Annotated in this window: 19 protein-coding genes; 15 read left to right on the top strand and 4 right to left on the bottom strand. The window is 68.7% G+C overall.

What is annotated here, in order from left to right:
* From LV780_RS19250 to LV780_RS19230, 5 genes are all read left to right on the top strand, one after another.
* Entirely contained in the window at nucleotides 1-639 is a 639-nt protein-coding gene (locus tag LV780_RS19250; protein WP_101341690.1) for a TetR/AcrR family transcriptional regulator, read from the top strand.
* 273 nt (nucleotides 640-912) lie between these two features.
* A complete protein-coding gene (kaiC, locus tag LV780_RS19245; RefSeq protein ID WP_108220629.1) occupies nucleotides 913-2,625 on the top strand; it encodes a circadian clock protein KaiC in 1,713 nt (570 codons plus the stop codon).
* Nucleotides 2,622-2,897 (top strand): circadian clock KaiB family protein, encoded by a 276-nt coding sequence (locus tag LV780_RS19240; RefSeq protein WP_011910255.1) that lies wholly within the window; start codon nucleotides 2,622-2,624, stop codon nucleotides 2,895-2,897. Before kaiC ends, LV780_RS19240 begins: the two co-directional genes overlap by 4 nt.
* A gap of 5 nt (nucleotides 2,898-2,902) precedes the next feature.
* Entirely contained in the window at nucleotides 2,903-4,345 is a 1,443-nt protein-coding gene (locus tag LV780_RS19235; RefSeq protein ID WP_108220729.1) for a sensor histidine kinase, read from the top strand.
* 308 nt (nucleotides 4,346-4,653) lie between these two features.
* Nucleotides 4,654-6,600 carry a putative bifunctional diguanylate cyclase/phosphodiesterase gene (locus LV780_RS19230; protein ID WP_233864107.1) on the top strand — a complete coding sequence of 649 codons (1,947 nt, stop codon included), beginning with the start codon at nucleotides 4,654-4,656 and terminating at the stop codon, nucleotides 6,598-6,600.
* Here LV780_RS19230 and LV780_RS19225 read toward each other — a convergent pair.
* Together LV780_RS19225 and LV780_RS19220 are read right to left on the bottom strand one after the other, a co-directional pair.
* A complete protein-coding gene (locus LV780_RS19225; protein ID WP_117345067.1) occupies nucleotides 6,597-7,148 on the bottom strand; it encodes a DUF2243 domain-containing protein in 552 nt (183 codons plus the stop codon). The two genes, LV780_RS19230 and LV780_RS19225, sit on opposite strands and share 4 nt — an antisense overlap.
* On the bottom strand, nucleotides 7,145-7,663 hold the full coding sequence (locus tag LV780_RS19220; protein ID WP_233864104.1) for a DUF4142 domain-containing protein: 519 nt from the start codon (nucleotides 7,661-7,663) through the stop codon (nucleotides 7,145-7,147). The genes LV780_RS19225 and LV780_RS19220 overlap by 4 nt, the downstream gene beginning before the upstream one ends.
* A 383-nt stretch (nucleotides 7,664-8,046) precedes the next feature.
* On the opposite strand from LV780_RS19220, the gene LV780_RS19215 reads away from it, so the two are divergent.
* From LV780_RS19215 to LV780_RS19180, 8 genes are read left to right on the top strand one after another with little or no spacing between them, the layout of a single operon-like run.
* Nucleotides 8,047-8,427, top strand: a complete 381-nt coding sequence (locus tag LV780_RS19215; RefSeq protein ID WP_011910260.1) for a hypothetical protein — start codon at nucleotides 8,047-8,049, stop codon at nucleotides 8,425-8,427.
* A gap of 3 nt (nucleotides 8,428-8,430) precedes the next feature.
* Complete coding sequence (locus LV780_RS19210) at nucleotides 8,431-10,644, top strand: NosR/NirI family protein (protein ID WP_108220625.1); 2,214 nt, start codon at nucleotides 8,431-8,433, stop codon at nucleotides 10,642-10,644.
* Entirely contained in the window at nucleotides 10,637-12,571 is a 1,935-nt protein-coding gene (nosZ, locus tag LV780_RS19205) for a TAT-dependent nitrous-oxide reductase (protein ID WP_108220624.1), read from the top strand. The genes LV780_RS19210 and nosZ overlap by 8 nt, the downstream gene beginning before the upstream one ends.
* A 2-nt stretch (nucleotides 12,572-12,573) precedes the next feature.
* Nucleotides 12,574-13,893 carry a nitrous oxide reductase family maturation protein NosD gene (locus LV780_RS19200; protein ID WP_108220623.1) on the top strand — a complete coding sequence of 440 codons (1,320 nt, stop codon included), beginning with the start codon at nucleotides 12,574-12,576 and terminating at the stop codon, nucleotides 13,891-13,893.
* Nucleotides 13,868-14,752, top strand: coding sequence for an ABC transporter ATP-binding protein (locus tag LV780_RS19195; protein WP_108220622.1), 885 nt, complete (start codon nucleotides 13,868-13,870; stop codon nucleotides 14,750-14,752). The genes LV780_RS19200 and LV780_RS19195 overlap by 26 nt, the downstream gene beginning before the upstream one ends.
* Nucleotides 14,749-15,570: an ABC transporter permease gene (locus tag LV780_RS19190; protein ID WP_011910263.1), complete on the top strand. Its 822-nt coding sequence runs from the start codon at nucleotides 14,749-14,751 to the stop codon at nucleotides 15,568-15,570. Before LV780_RS19195 ends, LV780_RS19190 begins: the two co-directional genes overlap by 4 nt.
* Nucleotides 15,567-16,112, top strand: coding sequence for a nitrous oxide reductase accessory protein NosL (locus LV780_RS19185; RefSeq protein WP_108220621.1), 546 nt, complete (start codon nucleotides 15,567-15,569; stop codon nucleotides 16,110-16,112). Before LV780_RS19190 ends, LV780_RS19185 begins: the two co-directional genes overlap by 4 nt.
* Before the next feature lie 4 nt (nucleotides 16,113-16,116).
* Nucleotides 16,117-17,019: an FAD:protein FMN transferase gene (locus LV780_RS19180; RefSeq protein ID WP_108220620.1), complete on the top strand. Its 903-nt coding sequence runs from the start codon at nucleotides 16,117-16,119 to the stop codon at nucleotides 17,017-17,019.
* An 83-nt stretch (nucleotides 17,020-17,102) separates the two neighbouring features.
* On the opposite strand, the gene LV780_RS19175 is transcribed toward LV780_RS19180, so the two are convergent.
* Nucleotides 17,103-18,563 carry an L-lactate permease gene (locus tag LV780_RS19175; protein ID WP_233864102.1) on the bottom strand — a complete coding sequence of 487 codons (1,461 nt, stop codon included), beginning with the start codon at nucleotides 18,561-18,563 and terminating at the stop codon, nucleotides 17,103-17,105.
* A gap of 200 nt (nucleotides 18,564-18,763) precedes the next feature.
* Between LV780_RS19175 and LV780_RS19170 the strand changes: the two genes are divergently transcribed.
* Both LV780_RS19170 and LV780_RS19165 read left to right on the top strand, forming a co-directional pair.
* Nucleotides 18,764-20,929 carry an esterase-like activity of phytase family protein gene (locus LV780_RS19170; RefSeq protein ID WP_108220619.1) on the top strand — a complete coding sequence of 722 codons (2,166 nt, stop codon included), beginning with the start codon at nucleotides 18,764-18,766 and terminating at the stop codon, nucleotides 20,927-20,929.
* Between the two features lie 343 nt (nucleotides 20,930-21,272).
* Nucleotides 21,273-22,169 (top strand): AraC family transcriptional regulator, encoded by an 897-nt coding sequence (locus LV780_RS19165; protein ID WP_108220618.1) that lies wholly within the window; start codon nucleotides 21,273-21,275, stop codon nucleotides 22,167-22,169.
* Between the two features lie 49 nt (nucleotides 22,170-22,218).
* Here LV780_RS19165 and LV780_RS19160 read toward each other — a convergent pair whose 3' ends face one another.
* Nucleotides 22,219-24,363, bottom strand: coding sequence for a TonB-dependent siderophore receptor (locus tag LV780_RS19160; protein ID WP_108220617.1), 2,145 nt, complete (start codon nucleotides 24,361-24,363; stop codon nucleotides 22,219-22,221).
* Nucleotides 24,364-24,518 lie beyond the last annotated feature (155 nt).

Genomic DNA, 24,518 nt, shown 5'->3' with positions numbered 1-24,518 from the left:
ATGGATGAACCGGCAGTCGAGACGGGGTTGCGCGGCTCGCGCGGGGCGTGGCTTCAGGCCGCCTACGAGGCGCTGATCGAGGGCGGGGTGGAATCGGTCAAGATCATGACCCTCGCCACGCGGATGAAGCTCGCGCGGACGAGTTTCTACTGGTTTTTCAAGGACCGGGCGGACGTTCTTGACGCGCTGCGCGCGCAATGGGCCGCCGCCACGACCGTCCCGCTCGTTGCGGCCTGCGGCGAATATGCCGACAGCGGATCCGAGGCGATGCTGAACGTGCTCGCCTGTTTCCTCTCGGGTCGGTTCGACGCCCGGTTCGAGTTCGCGGCGCGCAGCTGGGCGTTGCAGGATCCGGCCATGGCGGCCGCCGTCGAGGCGGCGGACGCCGGGCGGCTGGCCGCCCTGTCGGACATGCTCGTGCGCTGGGGTCATGCGGCGCAGGATGCGGATGTCCGGGCGCGGACGGTCTATCTGGTCCAGATCGGCTACATCTCGATGCGGGCCGAGGAGACGATGGAGACCCGCCTCTCGCGCATCGCGAACTACGTCGAGATCTACACCGGCACCCGCCCCGAGCCACGCGAGCTGGCGCGATTCCGGGCGCGGCTTGGTGTGCCCTCCGATCAGGCCGCGCCGTAGGCGGGCGATGGGGCCATCGGCCGTGCGCCCTGCCGGCCGCGAACCGCCCCTGCACCGCGCCGCGGCGACCAGCTTTGCGCAGGTGGGACAACTTCCGCATGTCCCGACGCGCGTGGCCCAATCTTCTTGCCGGCAGCGGCCTCTGCGGCCTTATTTTGCGCCGCCATGTGCGACAGCGGTTGAGAAAGGCTTCTTCCGAATGATACTTGTCCAGAAAAGTAACTGTCGCGAACTGTCGCATCCATGAATTCAAGGACCGGGGTAACAGCAGGAATGTCTTCCCAGCTTGGTGTCGGCAAGTCGCCGACGGGCATCCAGGGCTTTGATGATCTCACGTTGGGCGGTTTGCCGACGGGTCGTCCAAGCCTCATCTGCGGGTCGGCCGGATGCGGCAAGACCCTCTTCGCCTCGACCTTCCTGATCAATGGCGTCCGCCAGCACGACGAGCCGGGCGTCTTCGTCACCTTCGAGGAACGGCCCGAGGATATCGTCACCAACGTCGCCTCGCTGGGATTCGAACTCGACAGCCTGATGGATCATGGGCTGATCGCGATGGAGCATATCGCCGTCGATCCGTCCGAGGTGGCCGAGATCGGGGACTATGATCTCGAGGGGCTGTTCCTGCGTCTGGAACTGGCGATCGACTCCGTCGGGGCCAAGCGGGTCGTGCTCGACACGATCGAAAGCCTGTTCTCGGCCTTTTCCAAGCCCGCCATCCTGCGCGCCGAAATCCGTCGCCTGTTCGACTGGCTGAAAGAGCGCGGCCTCACCACCGTCATCACCGCCGAGCGTGGCGACGGGGCGCTGACGCGTCAGGGGCTTGAGGAATATGTGTCGGATTGCGTGATCCTGCTCGATCATCGCGTCCACAACCAGATTTCCACCCGGCGCCTGCGGATCGTGAAATACCGCGGCACGGCGCACGGAACCAACGAATATCCGTTCCTCATCGACGCGGATGGATTCTCGGTCCTGCCGGTCAGCTCGATCGGCCTTGCGCATCAGGTGCACGAAGAGCGCATCGCTTCGGGCGTGCCGGACCTGGATGCGATGCTGGCGGGGGGCGGGTTCTTCCGGGGATCGTCGATCCTCGTCTCGGGGGTGGCCGGTTCGGGCAAGTCCTCGCTGGCGGCCCATTTCGCGGCCGCGGCCTGCGCGCGGGGCGAACGGGCGATGTATTTCTCGTTCGAGGAGGCCGCCGATCAGGCGGTGCGCAACATGCGCTCGCTGGGGCTCGACCTCGGGCGCTGGCGCGAGGCGGGGTTGCTGCGCTTCATGGCGGCGCGGCCCACCTTCTACAGCCTCGAGATGCATCTTGCCGTGATCCTGCGCGAGGTCATCCGGTTCGAGCCCACGGTGGTGGTGCTCGACCCGATCTCGGCCTTCACCGAAAGCGGCGACCGGCTCGAGGTCCAGTCGATGCTGCTGCGGATCGTGGACTTCCTCAAGGCCCGCGGCGTCACCGGGATCTTCACCCACCTGGCCCACGGACGCGAGGAGGCGACGACGGATGCGGGCCTCTCCTCGCTGATGGATGGCTGGGTGCTGATGCTGAACCGCGAGGTGAATGGCGAATTCAACCGCGAGCTCTATCTGCTCAAGGCGCGGGGCACTGCCCATTCCAATCAGGTTCGGGAATTCGTGATGAGTGACAAGGGGATATCGCTCGTTCCGCCGCATCTGGGTGAGGGCGGGGCGCTGACGGGAACGGCACGGAAGGCCGAGGAGGCGCGCCTGCGGCGCATCGAGGCCGAGCGGCTTGCCGAGACCGGCCGGTTGCAGCAGCAGATCGAGCAGCGCCGTCGCCGGGCGCGCGCGCAGATCGAGGCGCTCGAGGCGGAACTGAGGGCCGAGGAAATCGCGTTGCAGGCGCTTCTGGCCTCCGAAGAGACCCAGGACCGCCAGCGCGCGGAAGATGTTGCCGAACTGGCCCGCAGCCGCGGGGCCGACCGTTTTGTGCCGGAGTCGGCGGAGGGAGGGAAATGAGCGTGCGTCGACTGATTCTGTATGTTGCCGGCCAGACACCGAAGTCGCTCGCCGCCATCGGCAACCTGCGCCGGATCTGCGAACAGGATCTGCCCGGCCAGTATGAGGTCGAGGTGATCGACCTCAAGCAGAACCCGCGCCTCGCCAAGGAGCACAGCATCGTGGCGATCCCGACGCTCGTGCGGGAACTGCCGGTTCCGATCCGCAAGATCATCGGCGACCTGTCCGACAAGGAGCAGGTGCTGGTGAACCTGAAGCTCGACCTGGAGTGACGGCGATGAACCTGCCCGAGATCGACGAGCTTCGGCGTCGCCTTCGCGAGGCAGAGGAGACGCTTCTGGCGATCCGGCAGGGCGACGTGGATGCGCTCGTGGTCGGCGTCTCGGACGACAGCGACGTGTACATGATCGGCGGTGATCCCGACATCTGCCGCAGCTTCATCGAGATGATGGAGATCGGGGCCGCCGCGCTCGACGATGCGGGCTGCGTGCTGTTCGCGAACGGGGTGCTCGCGGGGCTTCTCGGGCGGCCGCTGGCGGAGCTCGAGGGGATCGGTCTGGGGGAACTTGCGGGCGATCCGGGGCTCGAGGCCGAGATCCTCGCGGGTCGGCTCGAGCGGCGCAGGATCCTGATCGGCCCTGAAGAGTCCCGGCGTCAGGTGGTCTTCTCCTGCGGCAAGCTGCGGCTGGGCACGGTGTCGGGCTACGCCGTCACCTTTACCGACGTGACCGAACAGGCCGCGGCCGAGAAGGCGCGGCAGAACGAGAAGGCGGCGCTTGCCATCATCGCCTGCGCCAACGAGCCCGTGCTCGTCTGCGACACCGAAGGGCGGATCACCCATCTGAGCGGGGCCGCCGCCGCGTTGCTCGGCACCGACGCGATCGGCCGTCCGCTGGCGCGGGTGATGGATCTGACCATCGCCGAAGCCACGGGCCTGCTCTCGATCGGCGAGATCGTGGCGCAGGCGGTCGAGGGCATCCCGGTGCAGGGGATCGAGGCCGTGGCTGCCGGGCGGGAGGGGACGCCCTACTACCTCATCAGCGCGGCGCCGCTGCAGGTGCCGGGCGAGCCGGTCAGCGGCTGTGTCATCACCATGGTCGATCTGTCGCAGCGCAAGGCGGCCGAGCGCCATCAGCAGCTTCTGCTGCGCGAACTCGATCATCGGGTGAAGAACACGCTGGCGCTGGTGATGTCGATCAGCCGCCGCACGATGCATTACGAGGACACGCTCGAAGGCTACCAGAAGGCCTTTACTGCGCGCATCCAGGCGCTGGCGGCGACGCACAACCTGCTGGCCGCCAAATCCTGGAACGACATCTCGATCCGGGACATCCTGCTGCGCGAACTGGCCCCCTACAACGAGGGACAGTCCCGCCGCGTCACGATCGAGGTGTTCGACGTGCAGATCGAGCCCCGCGCTGCCATCGCGCTCGGCCTCGTGATCCACGAGCTTGCCACCAATGCGATGAAATACGGGGCGCTCTCGGAATCCGGGGGAACCGTCTCGGTGCGCTGCCTGCCGCGCGAGGCGTGCCCTCCGGGCATTGTCCGGCTCGAGTGGCTGGAGCGCGGGGGCCCCGTGGTCGCCGAGCCGACGCGCTGGGGCTTTGGCCAGACGGTGATCCGCAACGCCTTTGCCTATGCCGAAAGCGGCGGGGCGGAGGTCAGCTTCGACCCCGAGGGCGTGCGCTGTCGGGTCTCGCTGCCGACAGAGGCCTGACAGGGGCGGTGGGGCTGCGGTTGGTCAGCGGCCGGATCGGGGAACCGGCCCGGCCATGCAGGCGTCCGAAGGACAGGCGGGGCAGGGTGCTCCGCAGGATCGGCCCCGGCCCGCGGCCGGTCGGGGCACTCCAACTTCCGGAGGTCGGGCACACGCTTTCGGCGAGGTCGGTAACGGATGCTCTCCTGTCCGATGCGTTCACCCGGCTCCTGCCGCCTCAAACGGTTGCTTAAGGGAAACGGCCTGAGACTGCGATCCGGGCCGGGGGGATTTGGGTGATCAGATCGGGGGCGCCAGTGCGGGAGAGGTTGCGCAAGGTCCGGGAGGCGATCCTCCGGGCCGTAACGCTGCAACCCAGTCCCGAAGACGCCGCCAGCGTGGTCGGCGGGACCGCTGCGGGGGCTTCGGTCACGGCCGTCAATGCGGTGGTCTATGCGGCCGCGACGGTCGGGGCGGACAATGCCCTCTTCACGACGCTCTGGTTGTCGGTGGTCTTCGCCCTCTGCATGGTCTTCGTGCGCATGTCCTCCAGGGCCGCCGGCCGGAAGATCACGCGCGTATCCCGGCGCGCGGCCCGCCGGCTGGTTCTGACCTCGATCCTGCTGGCCGCGCCCTGGGCCGCCCTGCCGATCCATGTGGTCGCCTTTCACGGCGCGGGCGACGAGATGCTGGTGCTGCTCGTCTGCACGGGGATGCTGTCGGGGGGCGCCTTCATGCTGCACCGCGCCTTCGTCGCCTCGCTCGCCTATGTCTGGACGATCCTCCTGGCCGTCATCTTCTCGTTCCAGTTCGGCGGATGGGCGGCCGCCTGGCCGGTCACCGCCTATGCGATCGTCTATGGCTCCTACCTGGCCTATTTCACCTATACGGCCGGGCGGACGGCCCGGCAGCGCGACGAGTTGGTGGCCGCCCTTTCCGACGCGGTCCAGAGCCTGCAGCAGGCTCGGGACGAAAACCATCGGCTGGCCAACATCGACTTCGCGACGGGGCTTCTGAACCGCAAGGCCTTTCACGAGGCCCTGCAGGCCTCCGTCGCCCATGAGGCGCTGTCGCGAGAGCCGTTCGGCCTGCTCCTGCTGGATCTCGACCGATTCAAGACCGTGAACGACCTCTACGGGCACGGGGTCGGCGACAAGCTGCTGGCTGAGCTTGCACAGCGCCTGCGCGGGGCGCTGGCGCGCAGGGACATCATCGGCCGGGTGGGCGGCGACGAGTTCGCGGTGATCCTGAGGGATGTGGCCGACGCCGAGACGACCGCGGCGGTGAGCGGCCGGTTGCTCAAGGAACTGAACCGCCCCGTCCGGCTCGGCGGCCCGATCATCCGTTCGGGCGCCTCGATCGGCGCGGCCCTCTGCCCCGGCGACGGAAGGGATCCGGCCGACCTCATGCTGAAGGCCGATCTGGCGCTGAACCGCGCAAAGGAGGAGGGGCGCGGCCGCGCGATGCAGTTCGACATCCATCTCCAGCGCCGCGCGGCGGAAGTGGACGGCATCGAGGCCGGCCTGCGCGCCGGACTGGATGCGCGAACCTTCAGGGTTCTCTACCAGCCCCAGTTCTCGCTGTGCGACGGCGGCATCGTCGGCGCCGAGGCTCTTGTGCGCTGGCCCGAGGACGGTCCCGACGCGCCCTCGCCCGAGCGGTTCCTCGGCGTGGCCTCGGAGCGCGGGCTGCTGCCCGCCCTGTCGCGCCTGATCGCCGAGACGGTGGCCGAGGACATCGGCCGATGGCGCGGGCAGGGCGTCCGTGCGCCGAAGATCGCCCTCAACCTGCATCCCGACGACGTCAAGTCGCCCGAGACGCTGCTCGAGACCATCGACATGTTTGAGACCCGCGGGATCACCGGCCAGCACCTCACGCTCGAGATCACCGAGGAATGTCTCGTCGGCCGGGGAACGGATGGCGCGGCCGAGGTGCTCGAGCGGCTGGTCGGACGGGGCTTTGGCCTGTCGTTCGACGATTTCGGCACCGGACATGCCTCGCTCTCGCATCTCAAGAAGGTGCCCGTGACCGAGATCAAGATCGACCGGCAGTTCGTGGCGGGCCTGGCCGAGCGGCGCGACGACCGCGCCATCGTCGCGGCCATCGCCGAGATCGCGCGGGGGATGGGGCTGCGCTCGATCGCCGAGGGGGTCGAGACCGAGATCCAGCGCCGCATCCTGACCGAACTTGGCATCGAGGCGGGGCAGGGGTTCCTCTGGTCGGTTCCGGTCTGCTCCGGACGGCTTGCCGGGATGCTCGGCGGCGCGGGCCGTTAGGGGCGCCGCGGCGCGTTCGCCCGCCGCCAGAGCGCCCATCCGCCCGCCAGCATCGCCGCTCCCCAGATCAGGAAGCCCACATTCCACCAGATCCACTGGCCGCGCGGCACGGTCTCGTTGACATGGTGCAGGCCGAGGATGTGGTGGTTCACGATCCCCTCGACGAGGTTGAAGAGGCCAAACCCCATCAGCAGCGTCGCAAGAAGGGCGCTGGCGCGCCACGGGCTGTGCCGCTGGCGCGCCGCACGCCACAGGAGCACGAGGCCCGCCAGCGTGAAGATGTAGGTCGTCGCGTGAAAGAGACCGTCGAGCAGGCTGTTGAGCTTGAGGTTCTCGACGCTGTCCGGGGGGTAGCCCGCGCTGGTGGCCATGTGGTGCCACTGGAGGATCTGGTGCAGCACGATCCCGTCGAAAAAGCCCCCCAGCCCGAGGCCGAGCAGGATCCCGGCGGCAAGGGGAAAGCCGGGGCCTTCCCCGCCCCGCTCCGTTGCCGGCGGGGCGGTCCGGCGCCGGCGCGCCGGGACCGGGCGGCCGGCCGGCTCGCTCACTGGGCAGGCTGGTTTGCTATGGCGCGGATCGACTGCTCATGTTCCTGCAACTTCGGCAGCGTCTCGGCCGCGAAGTTGCGCAGAGGCCCTTCCTGACCCTGTTGCGAAAAGCCCTCGAACAGCGTGACAGCCTTTTCATGGGCCTCGACCTGGGCTTGAATGTAGGCCTGCCCGAAAGCGTCGCCCTCGGCCTGCTGCAACTGCTGCAGCTTGGCCTGATGCTCGTCGTCGAGCATCGTGGGCACGTTCACCCCCTCTTCGGCGGCCGCGGCCATCATCTGCTCGCCGGCCATCGTGTGATCCTCGATCATCCGGCGGGCAAAATCGGTCACCTCGACATCGTCCAGTTGCCTGTCGAGCACGAGACGGCTCGACTCGATCTCGAACATGTTCGACACGCCGGCCATCTGGGCAAAGTCGGCGGGATCGTTCGTGGTGGCCTGCTGCGACCAGCCGGCGGTGGCGAGCAGGGTGGCCGCCGTGGCGGCTGCGGTCAGGGTGCGGATCATGGTCATGGTCTCCTCCTCGGGGTGCCCGGGAACGGGCGGGTTGCGGTCGCGGGGTCTGATCGATGCGGACGGACTTCGGACTGTGTGCGCGCGACATTGGGCCAAGGTTCGCCCGGATCCGGGGTCGCCCTTTCCTGCTTTCTGAGTGGCCGCCGCTGAACCGGCGAGCCCGTCTTCCGTTCCCGCCAAGAGCCACTTTCCTTTCATCGACCGACCTGACGGGGCAGGAGATGCCAAACCGTCCGTGCCCGGCCTTGCCGAAGCGATTGCGCCGCCGGTGAGCCTCGTGGGCGCCCAGTCTGGCGTGGCAGCAAGAGGCACTCCAAAAAGGGACAGGTTGTTTGATCCTTATCAACGTTCCGGCCGCGGGGGGCGGCTAGGGCTACGGCATGACACGCCGCCTGTTCCCTCTCTGCCTCTGTCTGACGCTGACCCTTGCGCTGGCGGCGACGCTGGCCTCGTCGGCTGCGGCGGCCGTGCGGATGGCTGCGCGCGGACCGCTGGTCGAGATGGTGATCTGCGACCATGACGGCGGCCTGTCCAGAATCCTCATCGACCGGGCAGGCCGGCCTGTCGATGCCGAACCGGATGGCTGCCCGGCATCCTGCACCGCCTGCACGGGCACGCTCGCGGCGGTGCTGCCGGGCCCGACGCCCGCAGCATGGGCCAAGGGCGGTCCTGCGCCCGATGCCGCCGCGCCGCCTCCATCACCTGCCCCGAGGCCGGAAGCCGTGATCCTGGCCCGCGGCCCCCCGCTCGAGAAAGCCTGAGCCATGCCATCCCTTCCGGCCCCGGGCCGTGCCATCCTCCTCCGGCTCCTTGCAGCCCTCGCCTCCCTCCTGCTTTTGGTGGGGCTTGCGCAGGCGGACGAGCCCTTCATCACGCGCTTTGCGGCCGAGGTTCCGGCGGCCCGACTGGTTCCCGGCGCCGACGGCTACGGCCCGCCGCGCGCGGACGTCGCAGTGGTTCCGGTCCTGAAGGGGACCGAGACGCTGGGCTACGCCTTCGTCACCTCGGACTTCGTCGGCACGACCGGCTATTCCGGCAAACCCATTCATGTGCTGATGGCGATCGGCCTCGATGGCCGCGTGAGCGGGGTCGAGCTGGTCAAGCATTCCGAGCCGATCGTCCTCGTGGGCATCCCGGATGCCAGGATCCGCAAGATGGTCTCTGGCTACGTCGGCATGGATCTGGTGGCCGAGGCGGCCGAGGAAGGGTCGGCGCACGAGATCGACATCATCTCGGGTGCGACCGTCACCATCATGGTCATCGACGATTCGATCGTCCGCTCGGGCCTGAAGGTCGCGCGGGCGCTCGGCCTCGGCGGGCTCGAGGCCGGGGCGGTGCGTCAGGGTCCGCGCCTCGAGGTGGACCCGGAGGCCGCGGCGCCCGCCGACTGGCTCAGCCTGACGGGCGACGGCACGCTGCGCCGCCTGTCGCTGGATGTGGCGCAGATCAACGCGGCCTTCGCCGCCCACTCGGACCCGCGCGCGGCCGCAAGACCCCAGGCCGGGGCGGACGACGCCACGTTCATCGACATGGTTGCGGGTCTTGTCAGCGTGCCGGGAATCGGGCGCAGCCTGCTGGGCGAGGCGGAGCAGGCCAACCTTGGCCAGTGGGTGCAGCCGGGCGATCATGTGCTGATGCTGGCCGGGCGCGGCGCCTACTCCTACAAGGGGTCGGGCTATGTCCGCGGCGGGATCTTCGACCGGATCGTGCTGGTGCAGGGCGATGTCTCGATCCGCTTCCGCGACCGGATGCACCGCCGCCTCGGCGCCATCGCCGCCGCCGGCGCGCCGCAGATGACCGAGATGGACCTGTTCCGCATTCCCGCGGACTCGGGCTTCGATTCGGCCGAGCCCTTCCGCATCCAGCTTCTCGTCCAGCGCGAGGTGGGGCCGATCGAGAAGGTCTTCACCACCTTCGACCTCGGCTACCAGCTTCCCGCCCGCTACCTGCGCGCCGTGGCCCCCGCCGCCGCCGTCGGTCCAGAGCCCCAGACCGAAGCCGCCGCGCAGGCCCAGCTCTGGAAGCGGATCTGGCAGGACAACCGCAGCCGGATCGCGGCGCTTCTGACGATGCTGGGCGTGCTGACGGCCGCCTTCTTCTTCCAGTCGTTCCTGACCGCCTCGGCGCGGCTGACCTTCTGGTTCCGCATCGCGTTCCTCTCCACGACGCTCGTGGTCCTCGGCTGGTATGCCAATGCCCAGCTTTCGGTCGTCAACCTGATGGCGCTCGTGGGCTCGCTGCGCGACGGCTTCAGCTGGCAGGCGTTCCTGCTCGACCCGATGACCTTCATCCTGTGGTTCTCGGTGGCCGCCGCGCTGGTCTTCTGGGGACGCGGCGCCTATTGCGGCTGGCTCTGCCCCTTCGGCGCGCTGCAGGAGCTGACGAACCGGCTGGCGAAGCTCGCCCGCATCCCGCAGGTGACGTTGCCCTGGGGCCTGCACGAGCGGCTCTGGGCGGTGAAATACATCCTGTTCCTCGGCCTCTTCGGCGTGAGCCTCGCCTCGATCGAGCAGGCCGAGCATCTGGCCGAGGTCGAGCCCTTCAAGACGGCGATCATCCTCAAGTTCGACCGCGCCTGGCCCTTCGTCCTCTATGCGCTGGTGCTGCTGGGGATCGGGCTCTTCGTCGAGCGCTTCTACTGCCGTTATCTCTGCCCGCTGGGCGCCGGCCTCGCCATTCCCGCCCGCATCCGCATGTTCGACTGGCTCAAGCGCTACCGCGAATGCGGCAATCCCTGCCAGACCTGCGCCCGCGACTGCATGGTGCAGGCGATCCATCCCACCGGCGAGATCAATCCGAACGAGTGCCTGAACTGCCTCAACTGTCAGGTGCACTACCAGTCGAAGACCACCTGCCCGGTGGTGATCAAGAAACTCAAGCGCCGCGAGACGGCCTCGGCGAACACCGTCGCCGTCCGCGAGGCGCTGGAGCAAGCCATCCAGAATCATCCAAACGTGAAGGGAAAAGCCCATGTCTGACAAGGAACGGGGAGGCATCAGCCGGCGCGGCCTGCTTGGCGCCACGGCCGGAGGGGCGGCGCTCGGCGCCCTGGCGCCGCGGGCGGCGATGCTGGCCGGAGGGGCGGGGCTTGCCACCGCCGCGGCCACGGGGCCCGCGGCAGCCGCGTCGAAGTTCGCGCTCGCACCGGGCGAGCTGGACGAATATTACGGCTTCTGGTCCTCGGGGCAGACGGGCGAGATGCGCATCCTCGGCATCCCCTCGATGCGCGAGCTGATGCGGGTGCCGGTGTTCAACCGCTGCTCGGCCACCGGCTGGGGACAGACCAACGAGTCGCTCAAGGTCATGACCGAGAACATGACCGAGAAGACCCGCAAGTATCTGGAAGCGAACGGCAAGAAGGTCCACGACAACGGCGACCTGCACCACGTCCACATGTCCTTCACCGAAGGCAAGTACGACGGCCGCTACCTCTTCATGAACGACAAGGCCAACACGCGCGTGGCGCGCGTGCGCTGCGACGTGATGAAGACCGACAAGATCCTCGAGATCCCGAACGCCAAGGGCATCCACGGCCTTCGGCCGCAGAAATGGCCGCGCACCAACTATGTCTTTGCCAATGGCGAGGACGAGGCGCCGATGGTCAACGACGGCAAGGTGCTCGACGACCCGTCGCAATATGTCAACTTCTTCACCGCCATCGACGCGGACGAGATGAAGGTGGCCTGGCAGGTGCTGGTCTCGGGCAACCTCGACAACACCGACGCGGACTATGAAGGCAAGTGGGCCTTCTCGACCTCCTACAACTCGGAGATGGGCACCAACCTCGGCGAGATGATGGAAGCCGAGATGGACCATGTGGTGGTCTTCAACATCGCCGAGATCGAGAAGGGCATCGCCGCGGGCGACTATCAGGAACTGAACGGCGTCAAGGTGATTGACGGCCGCAAGGGCCAGAACAAGAACTACACCCGCTACATCCCGATCGCCAACAACCCGCACGGCTGCAACATGGCGCCGGACAAGATCCACCTCTGCATCAACGGCAAGCTCTCGCCCACGGTGACGGTGATCGACGTCCGCAAGCTCGATGCGGTGTTCTACGAGGGCGCCGAGCCGCGCTCGACCGTGGTGGCCGAGCCGGAACTGGGCCTCGGGCCGCTGCACACCGCCTTCGACGGCGCGGGCAACTGCTACACCTCGCTCTTCCTCGACAGCCAGGTGGTCAAGTGGAACATCGACAAGGCCATCCGCGCCTACAACGGCGAGAAGGTCGAGCCGATCCTCCAGAAACTCGATGTGCAATACCAGCCGGGGCACCTCAAGACCTCGATGGGCGAGACGCTGGAAGCCGACGGCAAGTGGCTCGTCGTGCTCTGCAAGTTCTCGAAGGACCGCTTCCTGAACGTGGGGCCGCTGAAGCCCGAGAACGATCAGCTTGTGGACATCTCGGGCGATGAGATGGTGCTTGTCCATGACGGCCCGACCTTCGCCGAGCCCCACGATGCGATCGCGGTCCATGCCTCGAAGATGAACATCCGCTCGGTCTGGGACCGCAACGACCCCACCTGGGCCGATGCGCGCGCGCAGGCCGAGAAGGATGGCGTCAACATCGACGAGTTCTCGGGCGAGGTGATCCGCGACGGCAACAAGGTCCGGGTCTATCTGTCGGGCGTGGCGCCGAGCTACAGCCTCGAGAAGTTCACCGTGACCGAGGGTGACGAGGTGACGGTGATCGTCACCAACCTCGACGACGTGGACGACCTGACCCACGGCTTCACCATGGGCAACCACGGCGTCGCGATGGAGGTCGGCCCGATGGCCACCGCCTCGGTCACCTTCGTCGCGGGCCAGCCGGGGGTCTACTGGTATTACTGCCAGTGGTTCTGCCACGCGCTCCACATGGAGATGCGCGGCCGGATGTTCGTCGAGCCGAAGGCGGCCTGACGATGCTCTTGCGCCTCGCCCTCGCGCTCTGCCTGCTGGCCGGACCGCTTTCCGCGGCCGAACGGCTGGTGCCGGCCGAGGCCGGGGCGCTGAAGACCGCCGTCGCCGGGGCTGACCCCGGCGACGTGCTCATCCTGGCTCCGGGCCGTCACGATGGCCCGCTGATGCTTGACCGGCCGCTGTCGCTCCGTGGCCGGGCCGGGGCGGTGATCGACGGGGGCGGCCGCGGCTCGGTCATCACCGTCACCGCGCCCGACGTCACGCTGGCGGGGCTGGAGATCGTGGGATCGGGCTCGTCCCACGAGGAGATCGACTCGGGCATCCGCCTGCTGAAGGGCGGGGACCGGGCGCTGGTCGAGGGCAACCGCCTTCTGGGCAATCTCGTGGGGGTCGATATCCATGGGGCGGCGGACGCCACGGTGCGCGGCAACGTGATCGTGGGGCGCGAGGATGCCCACATGCCCGCGCGCGGCAACGGCGTCTATGTCTGGATGGCGCCGGGGCTGGTGGTCGAGGGCAACGACATCAGCCTCGGCCGCGACGGGATCTTCGTGAACGTCTCCGAACGCAACATCTTCCGCAACAACACCATGCGGAACCTGCGCTTTGCCATCCACTACATGTATGCCCACCATTCCGAGGTGACGGGCAATGTCTCGATCGGCAACCACCTTGGCTATGCGCTGATGTATTCGCACCATCTGACGGTGACGGACAACCTCAGCCTGCGCGACCGCGACCATGGGGTGATGCTGAACTACGTCAACAACGCCGAGGTGGCCCGCAACCTCGTGCGGGGCGGCACCGGCAAATGCACCTTCATCTACAACGCCCACCGCAACGTGATCCACGACAACCGCTTCGAGGGCTGCGCCATCGGCATCCACTTCACCGCGGGCTCCGAGAAGAACACGCTGACCGGCAACGCCTTCATCGGCAACCGGACGCAAGTCAAGCATGTCAGCTCGCGCAGCGTGGAATGGAGCCATGCGGGGCGCGGCAACTTCTGGTCGGACCATCCGGTCTTCGATCTGAACGGCGACGGGATCGCGGATGCGACCTTCCGGCCGAACGACCTGATGGACCACATCCTGTGGTCGCAGCCCGCGGCGGCGCTGCTGGTGGGCTCGCCCGCCGTGCAGCTCATCCGCTGGAGCCAGGCGAGCTTTCCCGCGACCCTGCCCGGCGGCGTGCGCGACTCGCATCCGCTGATGACCGCGATCGACATTCCCGTGCCCGACGCCGCGGCCCGCCTCGAGGCGGCCGTGCCCCCCTGGCCGCAAGGAGAGACTTCCGATGCTGACACTCTCGCAGGTCACTAGGACCTTTGGCGGGCTGACGGCCCTCGATGACATCAGCCTGTCCGTCACGCCGGGCGAGCGCGTGGCGCTGCTGGGCCACAACGGCGCGGGCAAGTCCACACTGATGAAGATCGTGCTCGGGCTGATCGCCGCCGACCGTGGTCGGATCTCCGTGGGCGGCCATGCGCCGGGCAGCCGCGCCGCCCGCGCGGTGACGGCCTACCTGCCCGAGAACGCGGCCTTCCATCCGGCCCTCACCGGCCTCGAGACGCTGCGGCACTACCTGCGGCTGCGGGGCGAGGATGCGCGCAAGGCGGGCGACCTGCTCGACCGCGTGGGTCTCGGGGCGGCGGCCGGCCGCCGGATCGGCACCTACTCCAAGGGGATGCGGCAGCGGGTGGGGCTGGCGCAGGCGCTGATCGGCCATCCCCGGCTTCTGGTGCTCGACGAGCCGACCAGCGGCCTCGATCCGGTCTCGCGGCGCGACTTCTACGCGCTTCTGGCCGAACTGGCGGCCGAGGGGGCGGCGATCCTGCTGTCGTCGCACGCGCTGACCGAGGTCGAGGCGCGGACCGACCGGATCGTGATCCTGTCGGGCGGACGGCTGATGGCCAACGACACGCTGGCGAACCTGCGCCGGCAGGCGGCGCTGCCGATCCGGCTGCAGGTCTCGGCCCGGCCGGGGGCCGCCGACGAGGTGGCCGAGCGGCTGAAGGGCGGGCGGCGCAACGGCGTGACCGTCGATCTGTCCTGCGCGCCCGACGAAAAGCTCGACCGGCTGGGCGCGATCACCGCACTGGGCCCGATGGTGGAGGATGTCGAGATCCTGCCGCCGAGCCTCGAGGACCTTTACAGCCACTACAGCCGGAGGCCGTCATGAGCCGCATCCTAGCCTTTGCCGCGGCCGAGGCGCGCATCGCGCTGCGCAACCGCTGGGTGACGATCGTCACCCTGCTGATGGCGCTGTTTTCGCTGGTGCTGGCCGCGGCCGGGTCGGCGCCCACGGGCGAGCTGGGCATCGACCGGCTGTCCGTGACCGTGGCCAGCCTGACGAGCCTTGCCGTCTATCTGGTGCCGCTGGTGGCGCTTCTGATGTCCTTCGACGCCGTGGCGGGCGAGATCGAGCGCGGCACGCTGCCGCTGGCGCTGACCTACCCCGTGTCGCGGGCCGAACTGCTGCTGGGAAAGTTTGTGGCCCATCTGGCCATTCTGGCTCTGGCCGTGGCGGTGGGCTACGGCCTTGCCGCCGGCGCCGCGCTCGGCGTGGATCCCGAGGCGACGGCGGGGCTGCCCGCGCTCTTCCGCCTGTTCTGGAGTTCGCTCCTTCTGGGGGCGGTCTTCCTTGCGGCGGGCTATGCGGTCTCGGCCGTGGCGCGGCGCCCCGGCGCGGCGGCGGGCCTGGCCATCGGCTTGTGGCTTGCGCTGATCGTGCTGTGGGATCTGGGGCTTCTGGCGGCGGTGGTGGCGGACGACGGCGGTGCCTTCACGACCCGCGTCTTCCCGTGGCTGCTCCTTGGCAATCCGGCGGATGCCTTCCGGCTCTACAATCTCGCGGCCTCCGACGCGACGGCGGCGGCCGCCGGCGTGGGTGGCGCGGCCGCGGCGATCCCGCCGCTGCAGGCGCTGGTCTCGGTTCTTCTCTGGCCGCTGCTGGCCTTCGGCCTCGCCATCGCCGCCTTTCGGAGGGTCACGCCATGAAGCGCCTGTTGCTGGCCGGACTTCTTCTGGCCGCCTGCCGCGAGGAGGCGCCCCTGCCGTCGCCCGTGGCCCTGACGCCCGAGGCGGTGGGCCACTATTGCCAGATGAACCTTCTCGAACATCCCGGCCCCAAGGCGCAGGTGCATCTCGACTTCGGCCCGCCGCTCTTCTTCAGTCAGGTCCGCGATGCGCTCGCCTACCAGCGGATGCCCGAGCAGAGCGCGGCGATCCGGGCCGTCTATGTCAACGACATGGGCGCCCCCGGGGCGAGCTGGGAAGAGCCGGGGCCCGCGAACTGGATCGCGACCGACGGGGCGCTGTTCGTGACCGCCTCGGATGCGACGGGGGGGATGGGCGCACCGGAACTCGTGCCCTTCTCGGACCGCGCGGCGGCCAAGGAGTTTGCGGCCCGGCACGGAGGGCAGGTGGTCACGCTGGCCGAGGTGCGCGACGAATCCCTCCTCGCACCCGCCCCGGAGGCGGGAGGAGACCAGGAAGACTACGAAGATATGCTGGGCCGGCTGGCCCCGAGGACGGAGTGACAGCATGAACCGCCGCCGTTTCCTGTCGATCAGCGCCGCGGCCTTCGTGGCCGGTCCGGCACTTGCCGCGCCCGCGCTGACGCGGATCCGCGGGCAGGCCCTCGGGACCGGCGTGCAGATCCTGCTCGCACATCCCGACGCCGATGCCATGGGCCGGCGCGCGCTGGCCGAGATCGCGCGGCTCGAGGCGATCTTCAGCCTTCACCGCGAGTCGGATCTCGCGCGCCTCAACCGCGCGGGCCATATCCCCGCGCCCCCGCCCGAACTGCTGGACTGCCTGAGCCTTGCGGCGCATCTGCATCAGGCGACGGGCGGCCTCTTCGATCCGACGATCCAGCCGCTCTGGCGTCTTCATGCCGAGCGTCATGCGGCCGGCGCGCCGCCCTCGGCCTCGGAAATCGCCGCTGCGCAGAGGCTGGTCGGCTGGGAGAGGGTGGAGTTCGGAACCGACGGCGTCCGTCTAGCGCCGGGGATGGCGCTGACGCTGAACGGGATCGCGCAGGGCTACATCGCGGACCGCATCGCGGCCCTTCTCGGCGCCGAGGGGCTGACGGATGTGCTGGTCGATACCGGAGAGCTTGTCGCGCCGGGGGTTCAGCCGGACGGACGAGGCTGGCCGGTGGCGCTGGCCGGGGGGCAGGGAAGCGTGATGCTCCGGCAGGCGGCGCTGGCGAGTTCCGCGCCGCTGGGGACCACCTTCGACGCTCTGGGCGCGGCGGGGCACATCCTCGATCCGCGGACGGGCACGCCGGCGCCCGCGCGGTGGCGGCTTGTCAGCGTGACCGCCCCGAGCGCGGCGGTGGCGGATGCCGCAAGCACCGCCTTCTGCCTGATGAACCGGCAGGAGATCGGGCAGGCCCTGAGGGCGCTGCCGTCCTGTCACATCATCGCCCTGCGCGCGGCCTGATCACAGCCGACAGGGCTCGTCGCTTGCAGGCCCCGCCCTCTCCAAATCGAGGGCACGGACCGGGCGTGCAAGCCTCGACAGGCTCAGGGCAGCGCGAAGGCCGCGATCAGCAGGAGGCCCGCCGTCAGCACGGCCACCGCGCAGGGTGCGAGCGTGAGGGCGAGGATCCGCCCCTCCTGGCCCTTGATGCCGACCGTGGCACAGCCGGCGATGATGTTGTGCGGCGCCACGATGTTGCCGATGCCCGCCCCGAAGGTCTGGGCGGCCAGCATCACGGGCAGCGGCAGGGCCAGAACCGCGGCGGTGGAGAGCTGGAACTCGGAAAACAGGATGTTCGAGGTGGTGGCCGAGCCGGTGACGAAGGTGCCCAGCACCCCCACCGCCGGGGCGAGCATCGGCCAGACCTCGCCCGTCCGGGCGGCCGCGGCGGCCAGCGTGACCACCATGCCCGAATGGACCATGACCCGCGCGAGGGCCAGCATGATGACAAGCGCCAGGGCCACCGGCAGGAGCTGACGCAACGCCGCGGCGACAGATGGCAGGAGCAGCGCCCCGCGGCCGGTCAGCAAGGCCCCGGCGATCAGTCCGGCCGCCAGCATCGTGCCCGGATGGTAGAGCGGCTGGAAACTGCCGCTGAAACCTCCCGGAAGGGTCCAGCGCAGCGCCGCCGCCGACAGCGGTTCCTGCAAGGCGGGGATCATGCGGGTGATCAGCACCAGCGCGAGGATCAGCAGATAGGGCGCCAGATCGGCCAGATGGGCGCGGCGGGGCCGCTCGGCTCCCGCCACCGGCCGAAGGCGTCGCAGCAGCAGGACGAAGGTCCCGCAGCCAAGAAGGGCGCCGCCGAGCGTGGCAAGCTCGGGCCCCGTCAGCGCGGCAAGGGCCACCGAGGGAATGAAGAAGCAGGCGGCGGCCGCAAGCCCCCAGCCGAGATCCCCGCGCGAGAGCGCCCGCCCGTCCGCGAGCCACAGCAGCGCCAGCAGAAGCACGCCCCCGGTTGCGGCGTGCAGCAGCGCGGCGAACAGCGCGATCTCTCCCACCGGCACGCCGGTGATGGCCGCCTGCGTCAGCAGCGGCGTGCCCGCGGCCCCGAAGGACACGCCCGAGGCGTGTCCCAGCAGGGCCAGCACGACGGCCCGCACCGGCGGGATGCCGAGGCCGACAAGCAGCGGCGCCCCCAGCGCCACCGGCGTGCCGAACCCCGCCGCACCCTCCATGAAGAGACCGAAGAACCAGGCGATGAGCAGGACCAGGATGCGCCGGTCCTTCGAGAGGCCCGTGAGAAGGTCCCGGATGCGGTCGATCGCGCCCGATCTGCGTTGCAGTTCGTAGATCGCGAGGGCGGGCAGGATGATCCAGAGGATGGTGGCGGTGGAATGGAGAACTTCCGCCCCGATGCCGCGCGCCGCCAGAGGCACCGTCACCGCCCCGCCCGAGCCGGACGTCAGGTCGAAGCTCGTCGCCGCAAGAAGCAGCGCCACCCCCAGTCCGGCAGCACCGGCGACGACGGCGGAACGTCCAAGCGCCGCCATGGCGAGCAGCACGGTGAGGATCGGGAGGGCAGCCAGAAGGACAGGTATGGGAGGCCTCGTACGGGAAGATCTGCCGCCATCGTGAAAGAAGGGGCCGCGCTTGTCGAGGGGCCGAGCCGAACTGTCGGTGGGTCGATGAAGATCCGCCGTTGTCATGCGGGCGTCACCGTTTGCGGCGATCTGTCTGGAACCGTTTCGAGACAGGATGCCCGATGACCTACACATTCGCCGCCATGACCTCCGTCGTCGCCCTCGGCGTGGCGCTGCCCGCGGCCGCCGAGATCAGCTTCAACCGGATCGCAAGCTTTGCCACCCCGCGGAACATGGCCGAAGGCGAGGACCGGACCCGCCCCTCCTCGGCCGAGATCGTCTCGGCGTCCGAAGACGGGCTGACGCTGGTCTATACCGACAGCCCGCTGGGCGCGATCGGGCTGATCGACATCACGGATCCGGCGGCGCCACAGCCGCTCGGCACGATCGCCATGGGCGGCGAGCCGACGACGGCGGTGATCCTTGGCCAGCGGGTCTTTGCCGCCGTGAACACCTCGGAGAGCTTCACCGCGCCGTCGGGCCGGCTGGTGAGCGTGGATCTTGCCAGCCGCACGGAAGTGGCCAGCTGCGATCTGGGTGGGCAACCGGATTCGGTCGCCAAGGCCCCGGACGGGTCGTTCCTTGCCATCGCCATCGAGAACGAGCGCGACGAGGAGGTGAACGACGGCGCGCTGCCGCAGATGCCCGCGGGCTTCGTGGTGAAGCTGCCGATCCGCGACGGCGAGGCCGATTGCGCCGCGATGGAGAAGATCGACCTGACCGGCCTTGCCGCCATCGCGCCGGAAGACCCCGAACCCGAATTCGTGTCGATCAACGAGGCGGGCGAGATCGCCGTCACCCTGCAGGAGAACAACGAGATCGTGGTGATCGGCGCCGACGGGGTGATCAGCCACTTTTCCGCGGGCGCCGTCGATCTTGAGGGCATCGACACGAAGAAGAACGGCGCGATGAGCTTCACCGCCCGCCAGCCGGATCGCCTGCGCGAGCCCGACGGTCTCAAGTGGATTGATGCCGACCATGTCGCCACGGCCAACGAGGGCGACTGGAAGGGCGGCTCGCGCGGCTGGACCATCTTCCACAAGGGCGGCACCGTGGTCTGGGACGCGGGCGCCAGCCTCGAACGCGCCATCGCCGCGATCGGCCATTACCCCGAGCATCGGTCGGGATCGAAGGGGGTCGAGATCGAGTCGGTCGAGGTGGCCACCTTCGATGGCACGCCTCTGGCCTTCGTCGCCTCCGAGCGTGCCTCGGTCGTGGCGGTCTATGACCTGAGCGACCTGACCGCCCCGCAACTTCTGCAACTGCTGCCCTCGGGCGTTTCGCCCGAAGGTCTGGTGGCGATCCCCTCGCGCAACCTGCTGGTGACCGCGAACGAGGCGGACCTGCGCGAGGACGGCCTCGCGCCCGCGCATGTGATGATCTACCAGCGCGCCGAGGGGCCTGCGACCTATCCGATGATCACCTCGGAAGGCTCTGCCCCCCTGATCGGCTGGGGCGCGCTTTCGGGTCTGGCCGCGGGCGCGAGCCCGGGCGACCTCTATGCCGTGTCCGACAGCGTCTTCGGCATGGCGCCGACCATCTACCGGATCGACGCCACGCAACGACCGGCGCGGATCGTGGACAGCCTGCCCGTCCTGCGGTCGGGCCAGCCGGCGCAGAAGCTGGATCTGGAAGGCATCGCGACGGACGGCGAGGGCGGCTTCTGGCTGGCCTCCGAGGGGCGCAGCGACCGGCTGGTGCCGCATGCGCTCTATCATGTGGATGGCAAGGGCGAGATCCGGCAGGAGATCCCGCTGCCCGCCGAACTGCTCGCCGGCGAGACCCGCTTCGGCCTCGAGGGGATCGCGCGCGTGGGCGATGTGCTCTGGATGGCGGTGCAGCGCGAGTGGAAGGACGACCCCAAGGGGCAGGTGAAGCTTCTGGCTTACGACACGCAGGCGGAGAGCTGGGGTGCGGTGCGCTATCCGCTGGATGCGCCGGCCGAGGGCGCCTGGATGGGCCTGTCGGAGATCACGGTGCATGGCGACTGGGCCTATCTGATCGAGCGCGACAACCAGATTGCCGACAGGGCCGCGGTGAAGAAGCTGACCCGCGTCGCGCTGGCCGAACTGAAACCCGCACCGCTTGGCGGCGCGTTGCCGCTTGTCACCAAAGAGACCGTGCGCGACCTGATCCCCGACCTCAAGGTGCTGAACGGCTATGTGGTGGACAAGGTCGAGGGCTTCGCCATCGACGCCGCCAGCGAGGGCTGGGTTGTGACCGACAACGACGGCACCGACGACAGCTCGGGTGAGACGCTGTTCTGGTCGGTCGGGACGATGGAGTAGGCCGCGCACGCGCGCAGCCGAGGTCCACGCCGGATCTGATCGGGCGTGGCCCCGGGAACGTTGCGCCGTCCGAAGGCTCGGGCGGCGCGCTTGCCATTTCCCCACGGGCGAAACGGGGCGGGTGCGCCGCTCTTGCTCCACAGGCCCCTGACCTGCCCGAAAGTGCTGCGCAGGCCGCGAGCCTTGACGCGCTGCCCATTGCCCTTCATGGAGATGACAAGCCTGCCTGCCCCGGTGGCAGCCGCCGTCGGCGGTTGCGGGCCGAAAAGCCACCGGGCATGACCGCACGTCCTGTCCGCCAGCCAGCCCATGATCCCTTCTGCGATTGCGGAGCCCAAGCTGGATGAGCTTTCATCATCAATTCGTCGGAGAGACCGAGGGCATCCGCGCCAGGGGCCCGGCCCGCTGGCGTCTCCTCGGCGGCATGACGAGCGTCTTCTGGGAGGCTTCGGGCCAGCGCGGCGCGGGAGGCTACTACCTGTCGGACCGCCCCCGGATCATGGTCTTCTTCAACGATGTCTCCTCGATCCTGATGTCGAACGACAGCGGCGAGTTGCGTCCGGGCCGACCGCTGGAGCGTGTCCTGTTCGTTCCGTCGGGTCTGCCGATGTGGACAAGATTCACGGCCGACCACAGCTTCTCGCATCTCGACATTCATTTCCAGCAGGAGCGGCTGCTGAAGATGCTGGCGCCAGCCGTGGGACGCGCGCAGGCCCTCGACATCCTCGCGCGGCCGCTCGAGACCGGGACCGAACCTCTTGTCGAGACGCTGGCCAGGCTCGTCGTCGATGAGACCTGCGCGCCCGATCGCCATCCCCTTCGTGCCGAGAGCCTCGTGTCCGCGCTGGTCACGGGGGTTCTGGAACTTGGCGAGTCCGCAGGGCCCGGAGGGGCCGAGGGGCGGCTCACGCGCGGGCAGATGCGCAGGCTTGTGGAGCAGTTCCACGAGGGCGGCGGGCAGAGCCTGTCGGTGGCGGACATGGCCGAGCGGGTCGGCCTTTCCGAAAGCTGGTTCACGCGGCTCTTCAAGAACACGACCGGCGAGACGCCGCTGAAATGGCAGCTGCGGCAGCGGGTGGAGCTGGCCCAGGGTCTTCTGGCAAGCGGCCTCAGCGTGGCCGAAGTCTCGGGGCGTCTCGGCTTCACCGATCAGGCGCACCTGACCCGCGTCTTCCGGCAGGTCACGGGAGAGACGCCCGGCGCATGGCGCCGGGCGCGCCGGATGGGGGTGCCGCGGTAGCCGCGCAGACGCCGCCCCATCCGCGAGGGAACGGATGGGGCGGTGCACCTCACCAGGTCCGGCGGAGCGTCGCGGTGATCGACCGGCCGGGGTTGTAGTAGTCGGCCGTTCCGCGCCCCACGACATGTTGATTGTCGAACAGGTTGCTCACATTGATGACCATGCCGGTGTTCTGGGCGATCTCGTAGCTGAAGGCCGCGTCGAAGAGGGTTGTCGACTCGCTCTTCCCCGTATTGTTCTGCAGCGCGTAGTGATACGACCCGACATACCGCGCTCCGACCCCGAAGGTCATCTCGCCGCGCCCGTCCGTCGCCGGCAGCGTGCGGTTCACCCAGAGCGAGGCCATGTGCTCGGGCACGTTGGCAAATCGGTTGCCCGAAACGTCGGTGCCGCGCACGACGGCCCGCGTGGCCTCGGCGTCGAGGTAGGAATAGGCGGCGATCACGTCCCAGTTCTCGGCGATCTCGGCCTTGCCCTCGATCTCGACGCCGCGCACGCGGGTCTCGCCGATCAGTTGCCGCTCGATCGTGCCGTCGTCCAGAACCACGGGGATGGTGATGTCGTTCTTGGTCAGATCGAAGATGGCCGCCGACAGCAGGGCGTTCATGCCCGTGGGCTGGTATTTCACGCCCAGTTCATACTGTTCGCCGCGCTCGGGCTCGACCCCGATCGCGGGCGGGGCCACCGACTCGACATAGCTGACATAGGTCGAGATCTCGTCGGTGATCTTGTAGGTCAGCGCGCCGCGGATCGAGGTTTCGGAGAAGTCGTCGGCATCGTCGAAGGCTACGCCGAAGCTCTGGCCGCGGGTGGCCAGATCCAGCCAGTCGTGGCGCAGACCCACCGTCGCGACGATCCGGTCCGCGAAGGACAGGTTCTGCTGCAGGAACACCGACTTCGTCTTGTAGTCGCTCTCGCGCTCCTCGTAGGGCGCAAGGGCCGACGGCACGCCGGTCGCGAGGCCGGTGGCAAGGTCGATGGTGCCCGCGGACCCGTAGTAGGAGCTCTGGCTGGTCGAGGCGTCGCGATATTCGATCCCGAGCAGCGTGCTGCTGTCGGTCGAGCCGAAGCTCGTGTCATACTGCAGGATGGCGTTGCCGATCAGCTCTTCGGAGGTGCTGTCGGTTCCGAAGTAGAAGCGCGACAGTTCGGTGCCGGTTCGGTCCGCGAAATCCGACAGATAGATGTAGCCGAAGTCGTCGGTGAGGTCGCTGTAGCGCAGGTTCGCGCTCAGGCTCAGCCCGCCGCCGAACTCGTGCCGGAGCATCGCGGTCAGCGTGTCGCGTTCGACATCATGGTCGTTGAAATCGGCTTCGCCGAAGAAGTTGCTCCGGTCGTACTCGCGGTCCAGCGGGTAGCCGCCGCTGTTGGGTGTGCCGTCGCGGTCCAGATGGTCGAAGATGAGCGACAGGGTGGTGGCGTCGCTCGGCGCCCAGCTCAGCCCGCCCATCAGGAAGGTTTCATCGTCGCGCGACGTGTCGTAGTCGAGCGCGCTGTCCCTGACCTTGGCGGTGAAGCGGTAGGCGAGCGTGGCATCGGGGTTCAGCACGTCACCGAAATCGACGCCGATCTCCTTGTGGTCCTGGGTGCCGATCTGGCCGTAGATCTCGCCGAAGCGGGCGAACTGCGGCGCCTTGGTCACGAAGTTCACCGATCCTCCGGGGTCGGACACGCCGAAGAGGGTGGAGTTGGCACCTTTCAGCACCTCCACCCGCTCGTAGGCATAGGGCTCTTCCCGCACGCCGCGCATCGAGCCGAGGGTCAGGCCGTCGCGGTAGGTCGAGGCCTGAAAGCCGCGGACGAGGAAGTAGTCGTTGCGGTCGTCGCTGCCGTAATAGTCAGAGACGATGCCCGCGGAATATTGCAGCACTTCCTCGGTCGTCGTCGCGTTGCGCTGCCGGATCTCCTTCTGCGTGACGACCGAGACCGAGGCGGGCGTATCGAGGAGGCTTGTGGCGACCTTGCCGCCCACCCACAGCTCCTGCGCGACGATGGAATTGGCGTCATCATCGGCCGCGGCGCCGGCATCGACGATGATGGGCGAGAGGCGGTAGGTGTCGGCGTCCTGCGGTGAGGCGTCCTGCGCGAGTGCGGCGCCCGGCAGTGTCACCAGAGCCGAGCATCCCAGGAGAAGGGCCTTCAGGCAACGAGGGAGGGAACGGGGGCGCGCTGTGGCCTCGGGTCGAGGGGTCATGGGTGCTTCCAAAGGTTGTGTCGATTTTCCGCTGGCCCGACGCCGGTCGCACGACCCTCATCAGCTGGCTGTTTCCGGCGATGATCGCCGGGCTGCGCCGGATGCCCGGCATGTCGAGACGCTCCCGCCAGTTGCGCCGGACGTTCCTGGAGGCA

This window comes from Cereibacter azotoformans, from assembly GCF_021391315.1.
GTDB classification, from domain to species: domain Bacteria; phylum Pseudomonadota; class Alphaproteobacteria; order Rhodobacterales; family Rhodobacteraceae; genus Cereibacter_A; species Cereibacter_A azotoformans.
The sequence above is the reverse complement of the archived record's forward strand: the minus strand, read 5'-3'. Positions and strand labels throughout refer to the sequence as shown.

What these genes read in the sequence shown, in the direction of transcription:
- LV780_RS19250 (WP_101341690.1), top strand. Translation starts at nt 1, where the DNA reads ATGGATGAACCGGCAGTCGAGACGGGGTTGCGCGGCTCGCGCGGGGCG.
- kaiC (WP_108220629.1), top strand. Translation starts at nt 913, where the DNA reads ATGTCTTCCCAGCTTGGTGTCGGCAAGTCGCCGACGGGCATCCAGGGC.
- LV780_RS19240 (WP_011910255.1), top strand. Translation starts at nt 2,622, where the DNA reads ATGAGCGTGCGTCGACTGATTCTGTATGTTGCCGGCCAGACACCGAAG.
- LV780_RS19235 (WP_108220729.1), top strand. Translation starts at nt 2,903, where the DNA reads ATGAACCTGCCCGAGATCGACGAGCTTCGGCGTCGCCTTCGCGAGGCA.
- LV780_RS19220 (WP_233864104.1), bottom strand. Translation starts at nt 7,663, where the DNA reads ATGACCATGATCCGCACCCTGACCGCAGCCGCCACGGCGGCCACCCTG.
- LV780_RS19215 (WP_011910260.1), top strand. Translation starts at nt 8,047, where the DNA reads ATGACACGCCGCCTGTTCCCTCTCTGCCTCTGTCTGACGCTGACCCTT.
- LV780_RS19210 (WP_108220625.1), top strand. Translation starts at nt 8,431, where the DNA reads ATGCCATCCCTTCCGGCCCCGGGCCGTGCCATCCTCCTCCGGCTCCTT.
- nosZ (WP_108220624.1), top strand. Translation starts at nt 10,637, where the DNA reads ATGTCTGACAAGGAACGGGGAGGCATCAGCCGGCGCGGCCTGCTTGGC.
- LV780_RS19200 (WP_108220623.1), top strand. Translation starts at nt 12,574, where the DNA reads ATGCTCTTGCGCCTCGCCCTCGCGCTCTGCCTGCTGGCCGGACCGCTT.
- LV780_RS19195 (WP_108220622.1), top strand. Translation starts at nt 13,868, where the DNA reads ATGCTGACACTCTCGCAGGTCACTAGGACCTTTGGCGGGCTGACGGCC.
- LV780_RS19190 (WP_011910263.1), top strand. Translation starts at nt 14,749, where the DNA reads ATGAGCCGCATCCTAGCCTTTGCCGCGGCCGAGGCGCGCATCGCGCTG.
- LV780_RS19185 (WP_108220621.1), top strand. Translation starts at nt 15,567, where the DNA reads ATGAAGCGCCTGTTGCTGGCCGGACTTCTTCTGGCCGCCTGCCGCGAG.
- LV780_RS19180 (WP_108220620.1), top strand. Translation starts at nt 16,117, where the DNA reads ATGAACCGCCGCCGTTTCCTGTCGATCAGCGCCGCGGCCTTCGTGGCC.
- LV780_RS19170 (WP_108220619.1), top strand. Translation starts at nt 18,764, where the DNA reads ATGACCTACACATTCGCCGCCATGACCTCCGTCGTCGCCCTCGGCGTG.
- LV780_RS19165 (WP_108220618.1), top strand. Translation starts at nt 21,273, where the DNA reads ATGAGCTTTCATCATCAATTCGTCGGAGAGACCGAGGGCATCCGCGCC.
- LV780_RS19160 (WP_108220617.1), bottom strand. Translation starts at nt 24,363, where the DNA reads ATGACCCCTCGACCCGAGGCCACAGCGCGCCCCCGTTCCCTCCCTCGT.